The organism is uncultured Methanobrevibacter sp. (assembly GCF_900314615.1).
Classification (GTDB): Archaea; Methanobacteriota; Methanobacteria; order Methanobacteriales; family Methanobacteriaceae; genus Methanocatella.
Genome location: NZ_OMWA01000032.1, coordinates 1 through 26,642, shown reverse-complemented (window position 1 = coordinate 26,642; position 26,642 = coordinate 1). Strand labels below are relative to the sequence as shown.

19 protein-coding genes are annotated in these 26,642 nt (G+C 35.2%); 3 read left to right on the top strand and 16 right to left on the bottom strand.

From position 1 onward, the window contains the following. The 6 genes from QZN33_RS10700 to QZN33_RS10675 all read right to left on the bottom strand — a co-directional run. A partial coding sequence (locus tag QZN33_RS10700) for a transposase (protein WP_296792293.1) occupies window positions 1–420 on the bottom strand: 420 nt, incomplete at its 3' end. A 222-nt stretch (window positions 421–642) separates the two neighbouring features. Then, a complete protein-coding gene (locus QZN33_RS10695) occupies window positions 643–2,748 on the bottom strand; it encodes a hypothetical protein (protein ID WP_296792270.1) in 2,106 nt (701 codons plus the stop codon). Between the two features lie 195 nt (window positions 2,749–2,943). Beyond that, the gene (locus QZN33_RS10690; RefSeq protein WP_296792265.1) at window positions 2,944–5,211 is read right to left on the bottom strand and encodes an ABC transporter permease; all 2,268 of its coding nucleotides are present in this window, start codon (window positions 5,209–5,211) and stop codon (window positions 2,944–2,946) included. Between the two features lie 469 nt (window positions 5,212–5,680). Further along, window positions 5,681–6,316 carry an SHOCT domain-containing protein gene (locus QZN33_RS10685; RefSeq protein ID WP_296792262.1) on the bottom strand — a complete coding sequence of 212 codons (636 nt, stop codon included), beginning with the start codon at window positions 6,314–6,316 and terminating at the stop codon, window positions 5,681–5,683. A 22-nt stretch (window positions 6,317–6,338) separates the two neighbouring features. Further along, window positions 6,339–6,797 carry a dCMP deaminase family protein gene (locus QZN33_RS10680; protein WP_296792259.1) on the bottom strand — a complete coding sequence of 153 codons (459 nt, stop codon included), beginning with the start codon at window positions 6,795–6,797 and terminating at the stop codon, window positions 6,339–6,341. Between the two features lie 82 nt (window positions 6,798–6,879). Continuing rightward, a complete protein-coding gene (locus QZN33_RS10675; RefSeq protein WP_296792255.1) occupies window positions 6,880–7,128 on the bottom strand; it encodes a hypothetical protein in 249 nt (82 codons plus the stop codon). 192 nt (window positions 7,129–7,320) lie between these two features. Here QZN33_RS10675 and QZN33_RS10670 point away from each other — a divergent pair, with 192 nt between their 5' ends. Then, window positions 7,321–7,509 (top strand): hypothetical protein, encoded by a 189-nt coding sequence (locus tag QZN33_RS10670; protein WP_296792252.1) that lies wholly within the window; start codon window positions 7,321–7,323, stop codon window positions 7,507–7,509. A gap of 124 nt (window positions 7,510–7,633) precedes the next feature. On the opposite strand, the gene QZN33_RS10665 is transcribed toward QZN33_RS10670, so the two are convergent. After that, complete coding sequence (locus tag QZN33_RS10665) at window positions 7,634–7,897, bottom strand: transcriptional regulator (RefSeq protein ID WP_296792249.1); 264 nt, start codon at window positions 7,895–7,897, stop codon at window positions 7,634–7,636. A 199-nt stretch (window positions 7,898–8,096) separates the two neighbouring features. Between QZN33_RS10665 and QZN33_RS10660 the strand changes: the two genes are divergently transcribed. Further along, window positions 8,097–8,342: a transcriptional regulator gene (locus tag QZN33_RS10660; RefSeq protein WP_296792246.1), complete on the top strand. Its 246-nt coding sequence runs from the start codon at window positions 8,097–8,099 to the stop codon at window positions 8,340–8,342. 129 nt (window positions 8,343–8,471) lie between these two features. Here the strand turns inward: QZN33_RS10660 and QZN33_RS10655 are convergent, their stop codons facing one another. The 9 genes from QZN33_RS10655 to QZN33_RS10615 all read right to left on the bottom strand — a co-directional run bounded on the left by QZN33_RS10655 (window position 8,472) and on the right by QZN33_RS10615 (window position 21,888). After that, the gene (locus tag QZN33_RS10655) at window positions 8,472–13,739 is read right to left on the bottom strand and encodes a right-handed parallel beta-helix repeat-containing protein (protein ID WP_296792243.1); all 5,268 of its coding nucleotides are present in this window, start codon (window positions 13,737–13,739) and stop codon (window positions 8,472–8,474) included. 166 nt (window positions 13,740–13,905) lie between these two features. Then, complete coding sequence (locus tag QZN33_RS10650; protein WP_296792240.1) at window positions 13,906–14,508, bottom strand: hypothetical protein; 603 nt, start codon at window positions 14,506–14,508, stop codon at window positions 13,906–13,908. A 9-nt stretch (window positions 14,509–14,517) separates the two neighbouring features. Next, the gene (locus tag QZN33_RS10645; RefSeq protein ID WP_296792238.1) at window positions 14,518–15,135 is read right to left on the bottom strand and encodes a hypothetical protein; all 618 of its coding nucleotides are present in this window, start codon (window positions 15,133–15,135) and stop codon (window positions 14,518–14,520) included. Next, window positions 15,132–17,534 (bottom strand): response regulator, encoded by a 2,403-nt coding sequence (locus QZN33_RS10640; RefSeq protein ID WP_296792234.1) that lies wholly within the window; start codon window positions 17,532–17,534, stop codon window positions 15,132–15,134. The genes QZN33_RS10645 and QZN33_RS10640 overlap by 4 nt, the downstream gene beginning before the upstream one ends. 133 nt (window positions 17,535–17,667) lie before the next feature. Then, window positions 17,668–18,498 carry an SseB family protein gene (locus QZN33_RS10635; RefSeq protein WP_296792231.1) on the bottom strand — a complete coding sequence of 277 codons (831 nt, stop codon included), beginning with the start codon at window positions 18,496–18,498 and terminating at the stop codon, window positions 17,668–17,670. 325 nt (window positions 18,499–18,823) lie between these two features. Further along, window positions 18,824–19,843, bottom strand: coding sequence for a tetratricopeptide repeat protein (locus QZN33_RS10630; protein WP_296792228.1), 1,020 nt, complete (start codon window positions 19,841–19,843; stop codon window positions 18,824–18,826). 128 nt (window positions 19,844–19,971) lie between these two features. Then, on the bottom strand, window positions 19,972–20,829 hold the full coding sequence (locus tag QZN33_RS10625) for a zinc ribbon domain-containing protein (protein WP_296792226.1): 858 nt from the start codon (window positions 20,827–20,829) through the stop codon (window positions 19,972–19,974). 83 nt (window positions 20,830–20,912) lie between these two features. Then, on the bottom strand, window positions 20,913–21,278 hold the full coding sequence (locus tag QZN33_RS10620) for a hypothetical protein (RefSeq protein ID WP_296792224.1): 366 nt from the start codon (window positions 21,276–21,278) through the stop codon (window positions 20,913–20,915). Between the two features lie 82 nt (window positions 21,279–21,360). Next, complete coding sequence (locus QZN33_RS10615; protein WP_296792221.1) at window positions 21,361–21,888, bottom strand: hypothetical protein; 528 nt, start codon at window positions 21,886–21,888, stop codon at window positions 21,361–21,363. 502 nt (window positions 21,889–22,390) lie between these two features. Between QZN33_RS10615 and QZN33_RS10610 the strand changes: the two genes are divergently transcribed. Next, on the top strand, window positions 22,391–26,642 hold a 4,252-nt coding region (locus QZN33_RS10610), incomplete at its 3' end, for an AMP-binding protein (RefSeq protein ID WP_296792218.1).

Below are 26,642 nucleotides of genomic sequence, written 5' to 3'. Positions count from 1 at the left end.
TGGTAAAACAATTGTATTGCTGGTTATTTTGATATTATTATTGTTTTGTATTCTAAATCCATTTTTAGGATTCTTTTTGGATTTAAATCTTGGATAATTAGAGATGTTTTTAAAAAATCCATTAAATGCGTGTAATAAGTCACGATAAACCTGTTGCAAGCTACTTGACTCACTTTTATACAAAAATGGATATTGTTTTTTCAACATTGTTAACATGGTGTTGAATGTGGTTTGATTGCATTTTAGCCTTGTATAACCATGTTGTTTAAATAATTCAAAGGTTTTTTGGTATTCTGTTAATAAATTATTCCAAACAAATCTAACATTACCCAGACTCTGATTAAATTTATCCTTCATAACCTTATCAGGATACAACTTAACCCTCAAACCTTCATTAACAATAATACACTCATCTAACATGAAAAAACACATCAAAAATATCTATTTTATATTCCAATTAATTTTGAACACAAAATATAATATATCAATAGACAATATATAAAGAATTACCAAGAGCATTTGATAACTAATGCTCTTTTTATGCAATTCATCCTCGACTTGAAGAAGTCAAGGTATTCTTGCACCATTTAGGTGTCAAAATACAAATTTTAAAAAAATAAAAAAATTAAAAGATAAAATCAATTATCTTTTAACAGTAAGTTTATTTGAAACAGTCAAACCTTTACATGTTGTTTTAATGGTGTATTTTCCAACTTTTAAAGTTTTAGGTAATTTGAAAGTTGCAATACCCTTGCTGTTGGTTTTAGCTTTGTATGTTTTGCCTTTCAATTTGATTTTTACAGTCTGTTTAGCGTGAGCTTTTCCTTTTGTGTTTAGGACTTTAACTGTAAACTTACCTGTCTTTTTGACTTTTTTGGAAACGTTTTTGGTAATGATTGATTTTTTAACAACGATTTTCTTTTGCACTAAAACATCATTATACTTGGATGTGACGTAATAGGTTCCAGGTTTTAATTTAACGCTTAATGTTGCAACACCATTGCTTTTGATATTGGCAGTATACTGTTTGTTATTTACTGTAAATAATACTTTTCCACTTGTTACAGTGTTGTTTCCAGACATTACAGTAACTGAATAATTGGTTTTAGCAGCATAATAAGTATTTAAATTAGCGCTTTTAATGGAATCAGCAGGCACTTCAACCGGAGCTGTGCTGTTTTTCACGATCCTGTCAATTATATTTTTGATAATGGAATTGTTAGCCAGGTATTTTTCAACACTGCCGGTAACATTCTTAATCAAAGAAGTAACATTATCATACAAAGCAGTCAAATTAATATTATCTCTTAAATCAGCCGCTTTTTGAGCTAAAGCTTCCACAGTATCATACAATTTATTTACACTGTCAAACAATGTAGTTAAAACAGCTTTTTTCAATGAATCAGTTGCATTAGTTAACCGGTCTGAAACATTATTAGCCAAAGCAGTCACATTAACCTTCTTCAGCGCAGAAGTAACATTATCAGCTATAGCAGTCAGATTAACATTCTTCAGCATAGAAGTAACATTATCCTCTATAGCAGTCAGATTAACATTCTTCAGCATAGAAGTAACATTATCAGCCAAACCAGTCAGATTAACATTCTTCAGCATAGAAGTAACATTATCAGCCAAACCGGTCAGATTAACATTCTTCAGCATAGAAGTAACATTATCAGCCAAACCGGTCAGATTAATATTTTTCAGCATAGAAGAAGCGTTAAATCCATCAAACAAATCAGTTAAATTCAAACCGTCAATAAATTCAGTGACATTAAATTTAAGCGCTTCAGACACAGAGATGTTATCTAAAACTGAAGTTAAATTCAAAGCGTCAGTCAATGAAGTCATATTTAATAATGATGCAACATCAGATAAGTTCAAACTGTCTGTAAGTTGAGTCAGATTGCCGTCAAAGATACTTGTCCAGTTTAATTCATTGAAAATTGAATTTAATCTGGTGCTGTTCTGACCAAAAATCAAACCCCATTCGAAACCATCTAAAGCTGAAGCAAGTTCTGTAAAGTTTCCGCTGAAAAGACGAGGAAGATTAATGCCCCTTAATGTTTTGTTCACATATACTGTGCTTAAATCATTTTTCACAGGAAATTTACCGAACATCATAGATATGAATGAACCTGCAGTAGAACTGTTTTCACTTAAAAGATTTGTCAAATCAACAACCAGTGTTGATGAATTGCCGAAAGAAGTTACTCCTAAACTAGGCAAGTCAAGTACTAAAAATGAATCGTCTGTTTTATTTCCTCCTAAAATAGAAGAGATGTCAAGTGTGACATATGATGTGTCAAAAGTACCGTTTCCACCTAAAAGACTTGAAAGGCCAATAACAGCATATGAACCTTTTTCAGTATTGTTTTTATCAAATACTAAAAATGAATCGCCTGTTTTATTTCCTCCAAAAACATTGGAAATATCAACAATCACCAAACTGTCGTCAGCGGTATTCTTATTGTAAAGGGTAGACCAGTCATAACGGTTTTTGGATGGAGTATCCGCAACAGTCTCGTTTGCCGCCAATACAGCCACTTCACTTTGAGGTGATGAAATTTTTTCGCTTTCATCATCGGCTGCAACGGCATCATTAAGATTATCATCAACGGCTATGGTTTCTTGAAAATCAGCGATTTCAAGGTCATTTGTGACGTTTTCAGATGCACTTACCGCACCGACGGCCAAAAATGCAATAATAACCATTGAAATAATCATCAGTTTACGATTTACTTTCATTTATTATTTTACCCCCATATTCAATATTGTCAACAATATTTAATCGGATGTGTAAAAATATTTAACATATCCTTAATAATTAATATATAATCCGAAGTATTTAAGTGATGCAGTGAAAAAAGGGATTTTAGTTAAAATAACTTTCCATTTAAATCTTTTCAGAATTCCATATTTTTATAAAAAAAAATAAACTGGTTATCTTTCAAGTTCCTTGAGGGAATCCGCCATATTCAGTTTCCTGATTTTGCCTAAAAAATAAAGGCCTGTCACTACTGAAACAGAGATAATTATTAAGATTGTTACTGCCAGATTCAGCACTGATATTGACGGCCTCATATAAATGGTGTCCCCAAATGAGTAAATCATAATCTGCAGAAGCTGATATCCGACAGGAATGCCCACCAGAAATCCTATAATGATGAAATATGCACTTTCTGCTGAAAGTAGTCTTGTTAGATAAGAACTTCTGAATCCTAAAACCTTAAGTGTAGCAATATCCCTTTCGCTTTCACTGAAAGACATCACATTCAAATTGTAAAGAATCACCAGAACCAGAACAACGGCGAATGATATCATAGCATAGATTATAAGCATTGGAGCTTCCTCCATCTGGTCCCATCCGGCGACGAGATTATCATGAGAAACTACAGACTTAACACCAGACAATTCATTGACATGCTGAGAAGTTACGATGTATGTCGGAGAATAATCCAGTCCCAGACTCTCCCATTTGTCCGGAGACATGACCAGTCCCTGGGAAAACGGACTTGAGTGAATCCTGTCAATTCTGATTTTAACATTCTTATTCTCGCCAATCACATTGCAGTCGATAGTATCGCCTACATGGACATTAAGTTTATCTGCCAGTTTTTTTGAAATGGAAACCTCATCATTGGCAATATCTACTTTTTGATGATTGTCATCGGTAAACGTGATCAGGTCCGTGCTATTATAAACCATAAGCGACACGAATTCAGGTTTTTCATTTAATATCTCAATGGATGACTCCATTACGGAAACTCCATCAACTTCCTCGGCAATGGCATTTACCTGAGAGATATCAGTATTGTCTTCAAGAATCAGTTTGGATTCATAATGAATAACATCATCAAAATACCATTCCCTGGATTCGTTGAGTGACTCATATAATCCGAATCCAGTTATCAGAAGTACTGTACAGCCCAATACTCCGACGATTGTCATTACTGCTCTGAATTTATTTCGTTTAATGCTTCTGAAATTCCATCTCAGGTCAAATGGAAGCTTTCTCCAGAACTTTAATTTTTCAACTAATGACAGACTTGATGATTTTGGAGCCTTTGGCCTTATTATGCTTGAAGGAGGCTCATCGATAATCTGTTTAATGGAATAATATGAAACTATCAAAGCCAGCGCACCCATAAGAATGATTGAAATTACTGAATAGTCATATCCTCCGGTATGCCAGAACGGAAATTTCCAGACTCTAAACCTTGAAGGTGAAGCAAGGATATAAAATATAACTGGACCTAGAACAGCACCAATAACCGATCCTGAAACCACAAGCAAAAAGCCTGAAAGTAGATAATGCCATCTTATCCGATTATTGTTAAAACCGTTAGCCTTTAGAATTCCAATCTGTGTTCTCTGATTGGAAATAATTCTTTTCATGGTTGTTAAAAGCATCAGCATGGATATGAATACAAAAATCATCGGAAAAACAAATGCAAGGGATTTCTGCTGAGCGACAGACTCTGAAATCACATCCACACTGTGCTGATCTGATTTTTTTAAAAATAAGGTATAATACCCGTTTAAACGATAGTCCAATAATTTTGAAAAGGTATCCGGACTGCCGTCAAATTTGACATTTAAAACATTGTACGGAATATTTTCTGACGGGAATGCCTTATGTGAGAGATAAGCAAAACCTTTTGCAGTATAATTAGGCTGTGTAGCACCTATCGGCACATCAAAGGCATATTCAGGAGAATAACCCAAACCACGAACCTGCTTTGTTATTTCAGTGCCGTTGGCCTCAAATGTGATTTCTTCGCCAACTGATATATTGCGGGCATCTGCAAAACTTTTATCAAGCCATACACCCTGTGAATCGTTAATATCCAGCTTTTTTCCTTCAATCAAATAAAATTTGGATATTGTGTTGTTTTCTACAAAATGCAGTGTAACGTCAGGCGAGTAATCCATCCTGGCCTGTGAATCGACAACCAACTGCCTTTCCATCTCAGTGGTAGCTCCCAGCAGATATACCTGCTCGAGAAACTCATCAACAAGATATTCGGAATATATCCAGCCGTCAGCCATATTGGTCTCGTTATAATAGTCATTTGTTGTTGTTTCAAAACTGACTGCATCCACATAGACTCCGGTAAAAACAAGGATACCTAGAAATGCCATGAGAAAAATGGAGATAAACTGTACCTTATACTCAGCAATATCCCTAAACATTTTTCTTTTAAGCATCCTGTCCACGTCCCATCTGAAATCTAAATTATAATACTAAAAACATCATTTTAAAATACTCTCAAAGCTTTCAGGCAGCATGAATATCTAAAACTGAGAAAAGCTCATTATCACATTTCGCAATACAATTTGAAAGCTGCTTAAATATTGCAGAGAAAAATTTAAAATCAGAAATATGTAAAGCAAAACGTTATTCTCGATAAAGAGAGTTCATATTCCATTATTTATATTATATTTATTTATAAACAAAAGACTATTAAAATTTTTTTATTAGCAATTTTAACACTACTCAAATGAAAACTTCGATTCAATGGTTAAAAAAAAGTTACAAAAAAGCTGTAGGAATATACTGACAGTTAAAAAATATGTATAGGAAAGTCTTTTTCAATATTCTATTCATCTAAAACATATTTTCCGGCCCACAATACCAAAGATTTCCTTAATGTTTCAGCAAATTTAACAGATGAAGTTAAATCCTCATTCCACAGTTTGAGCAGAACTTGCCCTCTTTTTTAACGGGCTCACCGCAATTGCTACAAAATTTAGGCCTCACATCAGAAATGTTTTTATCATCGATTCCCAGAACCTGTCTTTTCTTAAAGTCAAATTCCTCTTTTGTTAAAAATCCTTTTTCATATAGTTCTGCAAGCTTTATCAGCTCATCAGTGCCTGAAACAGAAGTTTCAGCAGGACTTACATTAGATTTATCATAATCATTATTTGATTTGACCTTACCTGCTGTTTTTGCCATCTTTTCATGATATTTGACAGCATATTCGTCACCCATGAATCTTTCAATATCCAGTTGAGTTTTGAATTTGCTTGTATCCTGCTTTTGACTGCTTCTGATTTTTAAATCGAGAGTCTCACAGTCAAGCTGCAAAAGCTCATCCAGCCTGTCCTCGATTCCTTCAAGCGTTAAAGTTCCGTCTTCACATTCGTGCTTTAAAACGCTCTTTTCAAAGGTATTTGCCTTAGAACTCTCATGGTTGAATTTTACTGCACGTTTTACAAACTCATCATTTGGCAAAAAGCCACCGCACAGCTCCTTGATTTTGGCTTCACACTGCCTTTGATAATCTGATTTGTTTTTAAAAAGACCCATGGAATCACTAAAAAAAAGTTTACTAGTCCAGATCAGTTAAATCAGTTATGCCTTTTTTGGAGACAATTCTTTTGATTCCTGAGTTTTTAATCATCCTGAAACATATCGGGCATGGTTCGGCATCCTCTATTTCAACCCATTCGCCGTCTGCATACATTTCACCTGAAAGATAAATGGTTGAGCCAAGCATTTCGTTTCTGCTTGCACTGATCATTGCATTCTGTTCTGCATGTACTGAAAAGCAGTCATTGTAGTTTCCGGAATTGGACGGAAGGTTCATTCTCTGACAGTTTCCCCTGTCGCAGCAGTTTTCATCCCCTCTCGGATTTCCGTTGTATCCGGTACTTACAATCTCATCATTGTTTACTATTACAGCACCGTATCTTCTTTTAAGACATGTGCTTCTTTTTGATACGACAAGAGCAATTGCAAGATAATATTCTGTTTTGCTCATACGCATTGCATTGTTTTCATCTACCATTTCATCAACCTCAGCTAATGTATTCCTGATATACTATTGGATTTAATGATAATTAAATTTTATATTGAATATTATTTGATTATTAACCGTATTCCTCTCCAATCCAACCCTGATTGACATCAGGATATCCACATTCCTCACAGTAGCCGTCATAGTAAGGTGCACCGCATGAAGGACACTCCGAGTAGGAATCTGTGTCATCATATGTTCTTCTTTGAACCGGGGTGTTTCTTTTAGGCGGTGATGTGTTATTTGAAGAGCCGCTGTCGCTGGCGCAGCATGCTGCTATAATAATTATGAAAATTATTGCACCCACAATTGCCTCAATCATACATTATGTTATGCACAAGGTAATATATAAGAAAATTGGTTTTACTCCAGTCACCTGTTAAATGCCGTCAATTTTTTAAAAAAAAAAGACTGAGGAAATAATTTTTGCCATATAATTAAAGCCAGCAAAGTCACTGTTAAAAAGACTGCCAAGAAATTTACCTTAAAAACTAAACTTAAAATCAACGGCAAATTGATTAAAGGAAAAACAATAACATTCAAGTTCAACGGCAAAACCTACAAGGTTAAAACAAACTCCAAAGGAATTTCCCAAAAGACATTAACCAAGAATGTTATCAAAAAGCTCAAAAAAGGAAAAACATACACCGTCAAAGTGACTTACCTTAAAGATACCGTAAAATCCAGTGTAAAAGTCAAATAGAATTCAAAACATTATTGAGTGAATTTAATTATTCACTTATCTTCTTTTTTTCTCTCTAAAGTAATCGGCAAATTATATTGTGCTGATTAAGTTACAATTTTTGGTGACGATTAAGTTTTCAAGGTTATTTTAAATTTTCAGCTATTTTCTCGCCTGTTTCAGTTAATCTGTAAAGCCTTCCTTTTTTGTATTCCTCATTAATGCATTCAGCAACTCCTACCTCCTTGAGCTCCCCCAGTACTTTTGAGAGATGATTTCTTAATATTCCTGATTTTTCCGCTATGCCTGTCGGTGTTTCAACCTCTCCTCCCTGAAGAGCCTTGACCGTCCTTACCCTATAGCTGCTTACGTTTACGTAAGAATACTTTTTCAATGTTTCATCATCCATATCAGTTTTCATAATTATAGTATGGTGATAACATATTATATAGTTATGTATAACAGTCTAATAATTAGAGTTATTAAGTATATATGTTATTAATAATATTTGAAAAAGTATTTATCAAAATATAAACAGAATAACAATTAGATAAACAATTGATATTCATAAATCAATTGTATTTAAATTAGTATTATGAGGTGATAATATGGAAAAAGAACTTGAATTTGTTAAAAATTCCCAGTATAGGATTAAAGTAATAAAGACTTTAGAAGGCAATGTTAAAATGCCTAACGAAATTGCAACAGATGCAGGTATCGAAAAAAAGATAATATCAAACATAATCAAACAGTTAAGGGAACAGGATATACTTGTATGCATAAACCCTGAAGTTAGAAAAGGAAGACTTTACAGGCTGACCGATTTAGGTAACGAAATTGCAAAAAAACTTTAAACCCATCCAATGCAGAAATAGCCAGTACTTTTTTCACTAACAAAAAAAAAATTTTAAATACACCATTACCTCAGGAAATATTGAGAATTTTAAAAAAAAAATAGTAAATAAGGGAAAATAACTTTCCGCTTATTTTTTAACTTTTATAGAATATTTTACAGTATCTTTCAGGTAAGTTGCCTGATAAGTTACTTTTTTGGATACTTTAAGCTTTTTCAGGACATTGGATTTTAGTGTTACTTTTGCAACACCCTTCTTGTCTGTTTTTGCAGTGTATTTTTTACCGTTGAACTTGAAGGTAATCTTTTTGTTTTTAAGATATTTGCCATTGATTTTAGCTAAAGTTGCCTGCAATACAAGATTTTTGGCAGACCTTTTGACAGTTACCTTCTTAAGACTCATAAGATGTTTTACTGTCAATGTTTTTGCTGCAGAAATTCCCAGTGAAGCGATCTGCAGTTTATATGTTCCGGGAGCCATGTCCACCTTGAATTTGCAGATTCCATCAGACCCTGCTTTAAGTGTCTTGAACTTTTTGCCGTTTGATTTTATGACAACCTCAGCATTTGCTGCAGGTTTTCCTCCGAATCCTAAAACAGTAATCTGATAATATGATCCTGCACTGTAGGTCACTTTGACATTTCCGGCAGTAATTGAAGGATTTATTATTTCAACACTGAAGCTTTCAGATGCTTCGCCGTATTTATTGTCACCGGAATATGCTATTGAGAAAGCGTACCTGCCGTTTTCAAGCTCAGGCAATACCACAATGGCAGCGCCGTTTAAAACATCAAAATCATAGTTCTTATTGTTGATTGTTAGTGTTACGCTACCTGCTGCATCATTTGGAAGCATTACCTGATAAATTCCACCGTCCAACGGAACAATTTTCATGTCCGGACTGATTGTAATGTCTGTGTCCGGATTCAGATTTCCTGAAATGCTGAATCCTGCGTACTGGTCATCTCCGGAGTATGTTATTGTATACGGATTGTCACCGGCAAGGTCAGGCAACACCACATTTGCCTTTCCGTCAATGACATCGACATCATAGTTCTCACCGGCAATGGAAAGTGTAACCTTACCTTTTGCATCAGCCGGAAGACTTATTACTATATCTTTTGAACCTTCCGCAGGAGGTGTGATTTTAATGTCTTCCTGTGATATTTTAGCAGAGATTCTGATGTTTTTGGAATCTGAAGATTCAATGTAGTTTTCACCAGGACTAAAGACTGCCTCAACGGAATATGATCCTTTTTCCAGAATGCCCAAATCTACGGGAGTTTTGACATTTGCCATGAGATATACCTTTAAAACTATATTTCCGGCTTTTATCACAGCATTACCGTTTTCGGATGATGTAACATTAATGATAACATTTTCAGTGTTTATTCCATCTTCCGCTTCAATGACAACTGATGTAGGCTTTTTAATCACGTTAAAGTCCTTTTTGAATGTTTTCTGGTCAATCTTCGGGTTTGTCGGCACGATTGTTAAAGATAATGTATAGCTTCCAACTGAAAAATCAGGAAGTGAAAAGCTGAAAGTCCTGTTTGCCTCAAGGACAATATTTCCAAGATACCCTTCATTGACATAGACATCTGCTGTTCCTCCAACATTGCTTGTAATATCAGCCGCTGCAGGGAGGGAGTATGTAACATTACCAATGTCAATATTTACATTAGCCATTTCCTTTTTAAGAACTTTAACTGTTGCATTTACAGGACTTACAACATAATCAGGTTCTTTAACTTCAAATTCAAAGACATAATCTCCTTCACCAATATCTACTGTCCAGCCGTCAGAGATAATGTATTCAAATGTTTGCACAAGCTCATTTCCTTTGAATGCCTTGAGGATTACAGTAACATTATAAATGTATTCATAGTATCCGGAGTAGAGATAAACAAATAGCTGGTCGCCCTGATAAAATTCAGACGGGAGATATTCAATGGCAAACTGTGCCCTTTTGAGGATTCTGTTTGCAGTAAAAGTACATCCTTTAGTAGTTGTGTTGAATGTAGGATTGTCTCCGAATGCAGTGTTGTTTGTGAATATGCAGTCTGTTGCTAGATTATTTGCACCGTATATTGCAGCTGCAACGGATGATGCATAGTTATTCTCAAAGGTACATCTCAAGGCATCACATTCATATGCACAGCCCCCAATAGATGCAGTATTTGCACTGAATTGAGAATCTGTTAATGTAGTATTTGCCTGTGATGAATATACAGCTCCTCCTGCAAATTCTGCAGAGTTATCACTAAAGTGTGAGTCTGAAACTGTAACATTGGACAATTCGCAGGATATAGCACCTCCGAGATATGCAGAACATTGCATAAATCTGCAGTTGTCAATGGATGCTTCACTTGCGCTCAGAGAAATTGAACCTCCACGATAGCCTGCATGAGAATTTGTAAAATTTGAGTTTGAAATTTCTGAACTGGATGCTGAAAGATAAACAGATCCTCCTTCATTTGCATATTCATTGCGGAAGTTGGAATCGCTTAATTTCATATCGCCGTTATCACAGCATATTGAAGCTCCCATATTTGCATGATTATCGCTGAAATTACAATAGCTTACAGAAATATTTCCCTTACTGAGGTAAAGAGAAGCACCTGATGCGGTATATGTAGTATTTGCCAAGTTATTTTTAAAAATACAATCTTTAAAACTGCCGTTTCCAACAACAGATACTGCTCCTCCAACTGCATAATACTGATCATTTTCCACAATATTGTCTGAAAATGCAGATGATTTAATTTCAGTATAACCGTCTGAGTAAATAGCTCCTCCGCTGTTATTGGCAAAGTTTTTGTTGAAACTGGAGTCAGCAACATTCAACTTTGCGTTTTCCACAAATATTGCTCCACCATAGGCTCCATAATCTGATTCAGCAGCATTTTCTGTAAAGTTGCATCCAAATACGCTGACATGCGCGTCATATGAGTATAATGCACCTCCATAAGATGAAGCTGTGTTTGAACTGAATGTGGAATCTGCTGCGGTTATGTTTCCATAAACTGAATATACTACACCGCCCCTGTCGGCACGGTTTGATGAAAATGAGCTGCCGGACATGTCAATATTGCTGTTTTCACAATATATTACACCCCATCCGTCCTGGAAATGATTGCATACTTGGGTAAGCTTTAAATTTACATAGCTCTGATTTGAAAATATTGCAGCACCTGAATATGCAGAATTTTTTTCAAAACAGCTTCCGTCAGTGATGAGACGGGAATCTGTGAGATAGACTGCACCTCCATATGTAGCGGAATTGTTTGTTAATGATGAATTGACAAGAGAAATTTCACAGTTCTTAGAAAATATTGCTCCTCCCGGACAATAGTAATACATTGTGGATAGTGAATTATCTTCAAATCTGCTGGAGCTTATGAATAATTTTGAATTGAGTGAACATATTCCTGCTCCGGCGGCATAATATTCCACACTGGCGGAATTTTTAATAAAATCACAGCCCAATACATTCAAGGTACAGTTATTCAGAAATACTGCTGCTCCTTCAGGAGAAGTACCGTTTTTAAAGCTGCAGTTTTCCAAAGTTAAATCATCATATACAGAACATATGATTCCTGTGTCAGTTGAATTGTTGTCCTCATATCGGCAGTCCAGGGCATATATTTTTGAATTGATTGAAAACATTGCACTTCCCTTTTCTGCAGTGAAATTCTTTAAACTGCAGGAGATGATTTTCAGCTCGCTTTTATCTGAATATATTGCTCCGGATGTGGAAATTGATCTTCCGTTTGAGAAATTTGAGTTTTGAACCAGCGCAATGGAATCTGTTATGTATAAAACACCATAATTAACATAGGCAGTGTCATTTGAAAAACTGCAGCTGTCAACTGTCAGATTACCGTTGCTTGAAGACACGCTTCCTCCGGTATATGCATAGTTGTCTGAAAAGCTGCAGTCTGAAAGGGACACATCACTGCCTTCAGAATGAATGGAGCTTCCTCTGGCATAATAATAGTAGTCATTCATAGCATTTTTACTGAAATCAGTTCTTGATATGTTAGCAGTGCCTGAATTTAAAAAGATAGAACCTGTTTTAAATGCTGAATTTCTCCAAACTCTGCAGTCCGCCATTGAGATATTGGAATTATTTGCGTATACAGCACCTCCGTCAAATGAAGTATTGTTTGTCAATATGCATTCATCTAAAGTCAAATCGCTGTTGAGAGAGCTTATTGCCCCTCCATAGACCATCGCATAATTGTCTGTAAAACTAGTGGAATATGCATATACACAGGTATCTTTTGAATATATTGTTCCATGAGCCGCCATGTTGTCGGAAAAAATACAGTCTTTTAATGTGAGGGTTCCAGCAGAACTAAAGAGTGCAGAGCCGTAATATGCAAAATTGTTCTCAAAGGTACAGTTTACAATTGTAAGATTTGCACATGTTGAATATATAGCTCCTCCGCACCCATCTGTATTTCCGTTTTTAAAGACTATATTTTTGAGGACTGCATTGTCTGAGGTAATATTGAAAATCCTTGAAAGACGGGTTGCATCAATAGAATGACCCTGTCCGTCAATTGTCATGTCCCTGTCAATTACAATGCCTTCCTTAAAAGAAGAATCGTTTTTATAGATATAATCATTATTCAATATTATATCTGCACCATTCTTTATGAGAATGTTCAAATCATCAAAGGTCATCTTATTATCATACACAGGAGTTTGCGGAGATGTCTGATTGCGGTCAACTTCCTTCCATCCGAATGCCTGTACCCAATATGTTGCCCCGTATTGGTCCATGTATCCGGCTATTCCGACACATGTAAAGCCAGGATGAAGCATGTTACGTCTGTGGCCCTGATCCTGAGAAACATCAAAAGTCTCCTTCCACATTTCTATAGAGCCTGCAGCAGTACAGTAACGTGCAATATTTTCCCCGCCTCCATAATCAGGATATGCAGTAAAACAGTCTGTTCCGTCAGGACGTTCATGTTCAAAGAGCTCAGCACATTCCTTTGCCCTTATTTTTGCAGTTTCCTCCAAAGCAGCATCCCTTACCAATGGAAGAAGCTGATTGTCAGGATTTGTATTGAAATATGTTACGGTAGTATCATCAGAATTCCACCACCATACTCCTTTTTCAGCCCTGAACTTGTTTAATCCTTCATAGGCATCTGTCGGGTCAAGATAGCTGTCCTTAAAGTCGTCCCAATTTTCATTTGTTATTTCTTCACTGCCGATTAAATCATTTCCACCGCCAGTGTCATTTTCTTCAATTATCGCTTCGCCGCCTGTCATGTCAGATAGACCAACAGTGGCATTGTCTTCAGCTGCACCGACGCACGATGCAGTCAAAAACATGAACAAGAGAAGAACTGATATTAAAAAAATTCTCTTAAATGTCATATAAAAATCTCCAAATAAGTTATAAATTGTATATAATTAATATTATTGTAGTAGGTAATATTTAAATTACATTAAAAACTAGGGAAAAATCTTCAATATTTGAAGAAAACAAAAAAAATAGAAAAAAAGTGAAAAAAAATTCTCATTAATCATTCATCAAATAACATCATTGTTCATGATATTCAAAGCTGATTGAAACATTTGAATCATCATCAGTAGCATTCCGAGTCCCGTCAATCTGCTTTACAAGCTGGTCAAAAAGCATTGCGTGAATTTCAGATTCACCAAAAACTGCCCCAATACCTGAACCGCTATCAGAATATTTGAAATGACATTCATCGCCTGATTTTTTCAAATCAAAGCTGATGCGTTTATCAGATGCCCCATCCAGTGATGATGACACTGAAAGACAAATCATCTGGTTTATGAGAAGCATCAGATGAAATGCCTTTTTCGGATGTATTGTGAAATCCTCACCTGATTCATTCACAAATTCAATTCCTGACCTTGCATAATAGTCATTTAGGATTTTTATAAATTCATTGAAGAAATTTTCAGTGGAGATGAAGTTTTCTTCGTGATTTGAGTAATACATCAGGTTCTGTATTGCAGATACTGATGCTGTTGAAACATATGAAAAACCTATAATTTCATCTGCATCGATTCCGAATCTTTTCTGAAGCTTGATGAATGCCAAAAGCGCCTGCAGATCGTTGTTGAGGCGGTGATTGAAATCTTTAAGTACTAACCTTTTTTCATCTGCATCCATTTTTACACCTCATATATTGAACTCAACACTCTGGTGGTTCAGTATTCTGTTGAATGTAGATATAAACCAGTTGTATTTGGTATTTTCCATGTTGGCCATCATATCCTCTACACGGTCGTCGATTTCCTTAACATAGCTTTGATTGTTATAGTCGTTTGTTGTGAAGTAATGTATTTCAATGCAGTAGTTCCGATCCTGCTTGGTGAAAATGTATACAACACCCATATGGTCAAAGGTAGTGTTTGTATCCCTGGAAGGGTTTGAATAGTACTCTCTTGTAACATTCTTTCCACCGAGCTTGATTACTTCGCTTTTTACGGTTTTATATCCTCCGTCTTCCATCGATGCCAGCCGGGCCTTTGACTGGGGACCCATATGGTCTTCAGGCCAGTCATCCCAGGCATCAAATATTACATAGCCGTTTGTCATTGCATTTCCGCTTTTGCCGGTCATGTTCAGCTCATCAGTTGTATTCCAGTGGTCCGGAACCACATAGATTGAATCATGAAACTGAAGAGTTTTGTCTGTCTGGAAACTTAAAAAACTGTTGATGGAACCTAAATTAACCACAACTGCCAGAAGCGCAATTATCAGTATAATATAAGCTAACCTTTCTCTTTTATTCATCTTAACGCCTCGCTTTCTCCTATTTCACCGACTGGAATGTCTTCACCGACTGCGTCTTCAACTTCATCATCACCTGTGTGGACTGTTTTTGCCCAGGTTCTTTCCTTTCTTGTAAGCATCTGATAGGATGTTATGAAAAACAATGGAATTAAATGGAAACAGTAAAGCCAGTATCCTACAACTCCATAAATCAGCTTGAAAAACCCTACCCTGTCACGGCTCAAGGTGATAACAGCTCCAGGGAAAAATCCGAATGCTGAAAGAATTCCGATAATTAAAGGAGCATCCATTCTTATTATTGTCACATTATGGAGAAGGAACCATCCGATAAGATTGACTGCAAATACGATAAATCCGAAAAACACAAGCATGTTAAGACCGTAGAATGCAACGTGTTCTAAAACTCCGAACATTCTGAATACTGGCATCGGAGAGCGTATGATTTTAATTCCGTAAATAAATAGAGTTTCAAAGTTTCCGATAGCCCATCTGGCTCGCTGACGGAAAAGCTGTCTCCATGTAGGAACCGCTTCCTGGTAAACCCATGTTTCACCGCAGTACCTGATTGCATAACCTTCTATCATTAGTTTTACGCTTAAATTCAAATCTTCTGTAATTGCAAAACCGTCCCAGCCTCCACCGCCGTAGATAGCTTCCTTTTTAACCAGCTGACCGTTTCCTCCTAAAAATCCGGCCTTGCCCAGTATATCCTTTGCACGGACGATGTTTCCGAAACCGGCCAGTTCCACATGCTGCATGTAGGTAAGCCAGTTTTCATCCTTATTATACATTTTGATACGTGCCTGCACTCCCTGAACTTCAGGATCGTTAAGGTAAGGTATGATGATATTTAAAAAATCAGGCTCAACCTTTGCATCTGCGTCAAATACTGCTACAACATCACCTTTGGATATTTCAAGAGCATCATTTAAAACAAAACCTTTACCCTTTCCGGAACGTGGAGGCACACGGGTAATGATTTTTAGATGAGGAAACTTGTCCTTCAGCCCCTCAAGCACTTCACCTGTTCTGTCTTCAGACCCGTCGTTACATACGATGAGCTCGAAGTTGACCTCTCCGTTGTAGTAATAGTCAATTGATGCAAGGCTGGTTGCAGTTTCGGCAATTGTGTGCTCTTCATTGTGTGCAGGAACAATAAGTGTAACGAATGGAGGAACGTCCCATTCCTTGACAGGATCCTGCTTTTTGAGACTGACCAATGCCAAAAATATCATGATTGCTGACGGGATGAATAAAATCCACTGAAGCCATGTGACGTTTCTCATGATAAGGCTTTCAACAATGAGAATTATGCTGATACCGACTATTATGGCCACATCTGTCTTTTCAATTATGAGTTCCTTGTTTTTTTCTGAAACCTTGTCTTCTGTTTTGATTATTGTCTTTATGTCTTCCTCATGCTTTCTCAATGCTACTGCAACTGTCATTTCAAGCTGCTGGAGCGAATATGGCTTTGGAATATATCCGTAAGGAGCGGTTTTAAGTGCCTTGAATGATGTGTCATCATCAGTGTTTGCAGTCAGAAATACAACAGGAATACCCATTTCACTTATTTCCTTGGCAGCTTCAATACCGTCAATATCTCCCTTAAGCTGAATATCCATCAAAACCAAATCAGGATAGAGTTCCTCTGCCTTTTCGATTGCTTCAGAACCGGTATCAATTGTGTCAAGAACCTCATAACCCATATCCTCAAGATCATACTTAAGGTTCATGGCAGTGATTGCCTCGTCTTCAACCACTATGATTTTTTCCTTTGAATCAGGATCTTTTGATTTGTAGTGTCTTATTGCATTGTCTGATAGCTGATACTCCTCTTTTGCCTTCTTTTGCAAATCAGCGTAGCGAAGATAATTTTGATAATCTGTTTTTTCATCCCCGGACTCCAGAAGTTCACTTTCACCACCTTCAAGCTGAAGTGTTTCCTCTTTAGGAGCATCCTTGTCCTTGGCTATTCCTCTTGCTTCATTTACCTTTTCTGATTCAACAGACTGTCTGTTTATAGCCAGAGCAACATTTTTTGATAACGTGTTTATGTCATACGGCTTTGGAATGAATGAAGATGCCGGAGACGTCGACAACGATTCATTGAACGTGATATCATCTGTGTTTGCAGTCAGATAAATGACTGCAAGGTCCAGTGCAAGAATCTTTTTGGCTGCCTGAATACCGTTAATATCTCCCTTAAGATTTATGTCCATAATAGTCAAATCAGGACGGAATTCAACTGCATTATCGATTGCATCATCACCAGTATCAACAACGCCGATAACATCATATCCCAAATCCTCAAGATCATACTTAAGGTTTAAAGCAATGATGGATTCATCTTCAACAATCAGTATTGTTCTAGCAGCTCCATTGTCTTCACTAATCAAATTGTTCACCTCCCCTAAATTGAACAATATAACTATTATAATTTTAGTATATCTTTAATAGTATTTAATCTTAGTGAAAAATAGAACTGTTCGTATAATTTTTAACAAGAAAAATAAAAAAAAGTAAAAAAAATCAGTCATTATAAAATGGCTGGTCACCGCACATCCATAGGCTTGTAAACTCATCAAGCTGGTCTTCAAGCTTAAACTGTGTTCCTGGAGCTATAACTATGTCCAGTTCACGGTCAGGTCCCAGCGGCAGGATTTTTTTGGATTTTGGCATGAGAAGAATATTTGTATATTTCAAATCCTCACGATATTTCGGATTGCTGCTTGCATAGAACGGCACTCTTGCAGTGAAAACTCCATCTTCTGCATTTTCAACCATCAGATTCTCATCATTTCTAAGTATAAGTGTTGAGTTTTCCTCAAGTTCTACGGAATGTTTTTCAAGAACCTCAAGAAGCTCACTGATTGATTTCATGAATTTTTCCTCATCTTCGGAAATCTCATGAAATATTGAGAGAAATCCTTCAATAGGAATGAAGATGTCATGGTCTGTCAGGGGATTTATGGCAACTGTAGTGTATCTGTCAGTCTGTTTTAGCATTTCTGCCAGATCAGACATGTACAGCACATATACTGAGCTTCTGATTCCAGTTTCCTCTATTTTTTCGCTGCTTGTAAAAAGAGGCACAGCCCTGTTTCCATCATTGTCTGTCAGATAGTTGATGTCAAAGCCTGCAGATCCGTTACTTTCAATAACATCCCCTTCCTTTGCATTTTCAATGCCTTTGAAGATGTTTTCGCTGAAGGTCACAGGCATGAAAAGTCGGGACTCCTTAAGTACTTCAAAAAATTCCATCTGCATTTCAGGTGTTATCTCACGAGTCATTATCTCCTCAAGACGTGAATTGTCCACTTCAGATTCCTTTTTTAGCTTTTCCAATTCTGATTCATCCATTTTCTCACCTGTTCATATATCTGTACTGTCATCTTAATAACAATTACACCAATCAATAAGAAATCCTGATTGATTTAAGCCTTCGAATAATTGAAGATATGATTGATTAAAAGTGTATACAATATATTTTTTATAGAAATTATTAGTCCTTAAATGAATATAGCTGATTGATATTAAAAAAATTAGAAATTGATTATGGAAATCCATATCAAGTTAATCATATTTTGAAAAGTTGTCAACTATAGAGTCAGGTCATGAATTGAACCTGCAACAAATCCATAATATGTAGAATCAAGACATAATTTTTAAACTTAAAAAATGACAATCATCTATTAAAATATTTATTTAAAGAAAAAATTAACCGTTCACAATCATCAGTATCCATTTCTAAAGCTTTTAGAAGAGATAATCTCAATTTCAATGCTTTGATATATATCTCATCCACAAAAAACTGATTTTCAAAATACTCATCAAGGCATGTTAAAGCAAGACTGAATTCACCGGCCTGATTGAGGACAGATGCCTTTTTAATCAGCTGGCTTTTTGATATTTTCAATGGCTTTTTGAACTCATCAGGTACACATCCATTCAGTTCATATTCCAAAATGCCGATGTTAAAGTTGGCATAGTCATTTCTGTTTATTTTAAAAGACCTCTTAAAGCACTCAAGTGCATCTTCACGTTTTTCCAGTTTTAGAAGAGCAGTTGCCTTTTTATTCAACAATTTTGAGAGAATCTTATCCTTGAATTTGGTCGGATTGACCAGTGCCTTGTCATAGGACTCCAATGCTTTTTTAAACTCTCCTTTTGCAAAATACTCATCTCCCGCATAGATATTTCTTTTGATTTTCGGGAAATTGTCCCTTTCCTGTGAAGACTTTTTCAAAAGCAGTTTGTGATATTCAATGTCTTTTAGAGATCCGTCTGCTTTAACGGCTTTTTTATAGTGCCTGAGGGATTTTACAAAATGTCCCTGACCATAGAATGCCTTTGATTTATACAGTATTGCCTCAGCATAATCTGAATCATAGTATATTACATCATCGAGAAGAGCTATGGCCTTTGAGTATTTTTCATGACCCAAATAGCTTACTGCATCATCTAAAATGTTTTTGATTCTGATTTCATGTTCAATGTGTTGTGCCAGAAAGCAGAAATTGAGATTTTCAAATTGAATACGACGGATAAATCTGTCATCAGGATTCATAAAAGAAGTTTCGCAGTCATTAATGCAGAATTTAACCTTATCTTCACCAGTCACTATTGTCAGATTAAAGCTATATGTTATTTTGTCTTCGTTATCTGAAATCAGATAATCATCGGGAATGTTAAGCGGATTCATCATAAATATATTAATCAAAAATAGATAAAAAGATTTTGTTGAATTAATATTACTGCCGGCTGCAAGAAAAATAAGCTAAGTGAAAATGAAAAAACTAAAAAAAAACTTGCAGCCAACGGATGTCAGAGTGATTATCTAAGCATATTGTCCATGTTCTTATCGGTCAGTTTCTTTTCGATTTCCTCCTGTCTTTTTTTGGAAAACTCCTTAACCAGTTTCTGTTTTTCCTGCCAGAATTCCTCGTTTTCTTCTCGTTCCTTAAGGATTCTCTCATCATTCAACCTGGATTTTAGCTTTTCTTCATCAAAGTATGCATCAGCAAGGTCACTGTCTGTAATCTGCCAGCCATAGCCTTTGGATTCAACTTTTAATTTAAGGCCTTTAAGGGTATCGTCATGGATTGCATATGAGGTTTCATCGGTTCGAAACGCCCATTTTCCGTCGTGTCTGAATACTCCCCTAATGCCGAACTCGGTTGATATTTCACTTTCTGCAATTGTTGAGTCCCTGTTGGGATTTCTTTTGGCTTTGACATTGGAAAAGTCAGTTGAAGTTTCAACAACACGTGAAACTTCATAATCCGGAACATAACTTTCATCATCATCCTTCTGGACGTTTTGCCTTGTTGATGATGTTGGAATGATTTCAGGCTCCTTTAAGCTGCTTGCCTTAAGAAAGCTGGTGGTGAACTTGGGAGACGGATGGGTTTCCGGCTTTGAATGTGTGATGCTGTTTTTCCAGTCTCTAAACTCCCACGGATATTTCTTATCACGGACTTTCTCTTCAAGCTCCTCTAAAGTATCGGCTTTTATGACTTCCTGATTTCCTTTAACGGCAAAGACGTAAATATATCCGTCATCATGCCTGAATACATTAAGCATGTCTGTTTTGAAATCTCCAACAACTTCTCCATTGAGCGCAGATCCGCATTTCCTGCAATATTTAAAAGTGTCTCTTGACTTTTCTTCACAATTTGGGCAACTAACCATACAATACACCTCACATTAAAGTGTTTGCAAATACAATGCAAACCAAAAGATATCCTACCAAAAATACATATTTTACCAATTCCCTAACGTTTAACACATTTACCTCCTATTATTTCATATGAAAGTTCGTCAAATACATACCAGATTTTATTCTCTTTAATAACCTCTTTTTTCAGCTTTAAAAGACAATCGGATTCGATTACTCCTTCGCTGTCCTCATATACCCACAGGTTTTCTTTAAGACTTACCCGAAAAATGCCTGTGTCATTTTCAAGGTAGTTTTTCTCAAGCTCCATTGTCAAAGCCTCTTCAACAAAAAGGAGCACACGTTTAAGTTCCATGTTTTTTACATGACTTAAATCAAGGATTCCCCAATCAATAGCTTTTAATGTCTCTGCATTGATAAACTCAACAATCTCTTCTGTGTATTTAACTAAATCCAAACTCATTTAAACCTCGATGATTAACTTAAAAAATTTTAACAGTCATTTAAAAATTAAAATTTAAAAATGAACGTTACCACCTCCTGTTTTAAAAATTATCAAGAAATTCATTAATCAGAGTGATTATAAACTTATTTAATGGATTGTCCACTGACAGATAGGTTTCATTGCCTTTTTTGGATCCGAATTCAGCAAAGTATGGAGTCTGACCGCATCCTCCGTCAACGGTTGTGCCAAGGATGATTTCTGAATCAGTGATTTTTATACCGTAGTCTGCCATTTCAACTACCTGAACCTCATCCACATCAGATGTTTTATAAGTTAAAGACTTACCTGCAATTTCAATTTGAAATAGGGCTTCATCTCCTGAAATTTCACCTGTAAGATAGCAGATTCTTAAATACACTCCGTTTTCTGCGATTTTCCGGTTGATAAAATCAAAGAATTCATCGTTAATTTCATCAAATGTGTATTTTTCATCAGCAAATCCTGCATAAGTTGGCATGTAGTTGTTTTCAGTGAGTTCATCTACAAAGAAATGAAACTCCATATCGTTGTTTACGGCTTTAGTGACGGTTTTTCTTACATCAATATTATTATCTCTTCTAATTTCCATATTTTTTCCTCTAAATGATGACAGTTATTTTTAGCTTTACGGCTGAGTACTAAAATTTTGGCAGGCTGTTTGGTGAACAACCGGATGAGTTTAAAAGAATACTACGCTCCGTGCAGTAGTTTTTTTCACTTGTGGCATTATTATCAACTCCTTCAATATTTTTAGAAAGATTTCGTATAGAGTCAAGTTACATCAATATTAATGGCGTGGTTAAATTATATCTTAAATTTTTGTCGTCTACTTAATATTATGATTTTACTACTATATAAACATTATGGTTTTTGACCTGTTTTACAAGTAAAATTTACCTGAAGAAATTTTTTAAACCTCACTATGAAAAACCCTAGAATAATGTAAAAATTAAGTTTCATGAATGATTATAAATATATGATTTTATATAAATATGAACAGTTTATAGCATTGCAATACTTTTTTATAAGTATTGTAAAATTTAAAATATTTATTATTCAAAAAATCGTTTGTTATTAGTGGGGAATTTTTAATGGAATATTGTGATATTAAATTTTTATTAAATTTTGATGAATATGAATTTTCTTCACTTGACGATGTTTTAAAAAGTTCTAAAAGTTTTTTAAACTGGAAATTTGATGAAAATTTTAATGCATATAATAGTGATGAGGAAATTGATTATGAGATAACTGACGTTTCCGGTTTGGAAAATAAAGCAGTTGAAAATATTAAATCTTCATTTTTCAGTTCTGCATTTTACAATGTTATCGATATTCCTCTCTATAAGTTCCTGGTTTTAAAAAATAATAAAAAATTAACACTTTTAGCAAATATTTCATCATTAATATTTGACTATACATCAATAAATGATTTTTATCAGTTATTTTATAAACAGAATAAATCTCACAAATACAATGATTTGAATTCCTATTATAGTTCTATTAATGATTATTTAAATTCCCCTGATTTTGATAATGATTCACATTACTGGCAGAAGCAGATTACTGATTCAAGCAGTTATCTTAAATTCTACAAATTAAACAAAAGCAATTATAAAAGCAGGATTATCACTATCCCAGAAGATTCAGTAATTTCTTATACTGACAGTCATGAATGTTCGGTATTTGATTTTTACGCAAGCATATTTTCACTGTATCTCTCTTACGTGGACAGACTTGAAGGATGTTTTATTAAAACTGTCAATCCCCGCAGCAAATCCGGCTCAGACATATTTGATAAAAATATCATATTGAAAATACACACAGACAATGAGTTTTCCTTCGATGAGCTTCTAGATGAATTCAATTTGTCTTTTAACAATGCTTTAAGTCACACTAAAGTTAATACGGACAATTATCTGGATGAAGATGTCTACTATTCTGTTTATGACTTCAGCAATTTTAATGAAAATATTGAAGTTTACAACGGCGACGGTTCAGCTTTAACATTGAACATTTATGAAAATTCCATTAAACTCGTTTATAACGCTGATCTCTTTTCAGACATTTACATCGAGCATATGGTAAAAAATATTGAATCACTGATCAATGAAGTTTTAAATTCACATGATAAGCCATTATCTGAGATTGATGTTCTCTCAGATGAAGAAAAAACACTGCTTTCAGATTACTGCAGGGGAATGACTGCTGATGTCAATGATGAAGATTTTTTCTCAGTAATCTTTCGAAAACATGCACTGAACAATCCCGAAGCCATGGCTGTAGATGACGGTGACACTCAAATTTCTTACGGAGAGCTTGAAAAATCCACCAATTCCATTGCATATGATTTAAAAGAAAACTACAATATTTGCAAGGGAAGCCGTGTTGCTTTAATTCTTCCCCGCAATTATCACTTTCCGCAACTTGCCATATCCTTAAATAAAATTGGAGCGGCATTTATTCCAGTCGACCCTATATATCCACTCAAACGCATAAAACATATGCTTGAAATTGCCGATGCAGATTATATCATTACCACTGAAGAATTTAAGGATTTGTATGATTTTAAAATAGATACAATCTGCATTGAAGAGTTAAATGACGATGATGATGTTGATTTAAAAATCACATGTGACGCAGAAGACTTGTTTTTCATCGCATTTACATCAGGAACTACAGGCATTCCCAAAGGAGTAATGATTAAAAACAGTCAGTATCCGGGATTATGCGTTTCATTTAAAAACACCTTTAATTTCTCATATGGTGATGTTTCAGGCTGTTATCTCAGTTTCAGTTTTATTGCATCATGCCTGGTTTACGTAACATTTTTCATGGGCGGATGCTGCAGAATATTCAATGAAAAAGAACAGAAAGACAGCTTAGCTCTGGTAAAAACCCTTAAAGAAACTCATATGAACAATATATTTTTACCGCCAAGTGTAGGCATTCCTATTTTTGAAAATGAGGATATAAATCTGGATTATCTTGTTTTTGCAGGTGCAAAATTAAATGAACTGACTAAAAAAGATACCCACACACAGATAATTAACTTTTACGGAACTACCGAAATTGTTTTTGGTGTTACAAAAGTCTATAATCTGAATGATATTAAACCGGACAGAGTGCCGATTGGCCGGCCGGTAAGCAATACCTGGGTTTATATTCTTGATAAAAACAATAGGCAGATGCCAATTGGAGTTCCGGGTGAAATATGCGTTTCAAGCAAATATATAAGTCCGGGATATGTAAATGATCCTGAGATGACCAAAGAGGTTTTTGTAGCCAACCCCTATTCCACATGCAAAGACAATGAAATAATGTATCGTACAGGAGATATCGGATTTTATAACTTTGACGGTGAAATTGAAATTATAGGCCGTGAAGATGACCAGCTGTCCGTTAGAGGTTTTCGTATTGAATATGGTGAAATATTAAATGTTATAGATAACTTTGATGAAATTACCGACGTTTATATTGATGTGGAAAAGGATAATTTAATCGCATATTATACCTCAGAAGATGATTTTGATATCGAAAAGCTGAAAGAGGAACTTAAAAATGAACTGCCTTACTATATGCTTCCGTCTCTTTTTATTAAATTAGACAAAATTCCTTTAAATCTCAACGGAAAAATTGATAAATCTGCATTAAAAACAGTTTTAAATCATGAGGATATAGAAATTGCAGATGAAATTCTCGCATCTGTAGTTGACGCTTTTAAGGAAGTTTTAAATGCTGATTATGTTTTAATTGACGATGATTTTGTTTCCATGGGAGGAAATTCATTATCTGCAATGAAACTGCAGCTGTTATTGAAAGAAAAATTCGCCATTCATTTCTCTTCAAATGAACTGATTGCACTTTCCACACCTCAGGAGATTTCAGATAACATTAAATTCAATTTAGGTGTTCACACATCTTATGATGAAGACAAATATTCCTTTGATGAGTCATGTCCGCTGTCTGAATCACAGTTAAACGTTTATCTTGATGAAAACATTAACTCTATGGGTACGGCATATAACAATCCGTTTAAAATAGCTTTCAAAAACAGATATTCCGCCGGTGAAATTAAAAATGCATTAATAAAATTATTTGAAGCGTTTCCTGTTTTGAAAGCCCGTGTTGTAAATAGAGACGTTTTATCCTTGGCATTTGATGCAAATCCCGAGATTAGAAAAGGATCTATAAAGGATATGGATTCTTTTGTAAAAGCGTTTGATACTGACAAAACACTATCCCGATTTTTAATTGTAGAAGATAACGAATCCGTCATATTATGCGCTGATTTTCATCATTTGATTTTTGACGGTACTTCACTGAATGTTCTTTTAGACAAGTTTACATCCTTTTTAAACGGCGATGAATTCAACACCGATAATGGAATTTTAAGACAAACATCATTTGAAGAATCCTTAGATTTAATCTATATGGACAATGCTCAGAAATTCTTTGACGAAATGCTGGCAGATAGAGATGAAGTTTATGAACTGCTGCCTTCAAAGAAAACTGAAAAAAGCGAGTCCGAATTTATTGACACTTTTGATATTGATGTGGAATCCTTAAAAGAGTTTATGCAAAATCACTCACTAACATACAATCAGTTTTTCGCCAGTGTCTTTGCATACACGTTATCCAGATTTGCAGGCTCTGAAAAAGTTCTCTTCAATCTTGTTGAGGACGGCAGAGGCCATATTGACCTGTCCGAGTCTGTAGGAATGTTTGTTAAAACACTGCCTGTTCTTATGGACTGCAGAAATCAGGACACTGATTCATTTTTCAGATATTCATCAGGTTTAATTAATTCTGTAATGAAGTATGATTTGTATCCTTTCCGTGTTTTAGCCAAGGAATATGATTTAAATTCAAATATATTCTTCCAGTACTCCCATAATCTTTTCAGCAACGTAATCAATAATGATTATAATTATAACATTTCTGAGCTGGACCACGATTTGGTTGCTGATTTATCATTTTTCATTTTTAACAATGACAACAGATTCACTGTAAGGCTTTTATATTCAGAGTTATACTCAGAAAGTTTCGTCAAACATTTTGTTGAATCATTCAAGTTAATATTGCATGAAATAACTGATGTTAAAGAGTTAAAAGACATAAACTATACCTCTGAAGATGATATTGAACTATTGGATTTATATAATCAGACAGAGCATAATCTGGAATACGGGGATGTTTTAGATGCATTCAATGATAATCTGGCGAAAAATCCAAACAATAAGCTTATATCCATGGAGGATAGAGCTTACAGTTATGCCGAATCCGCTTATGTGGCAAATAAAATAGGTGAAAAGTTAATTGAAATGGGCGTCAATTCAGATGATT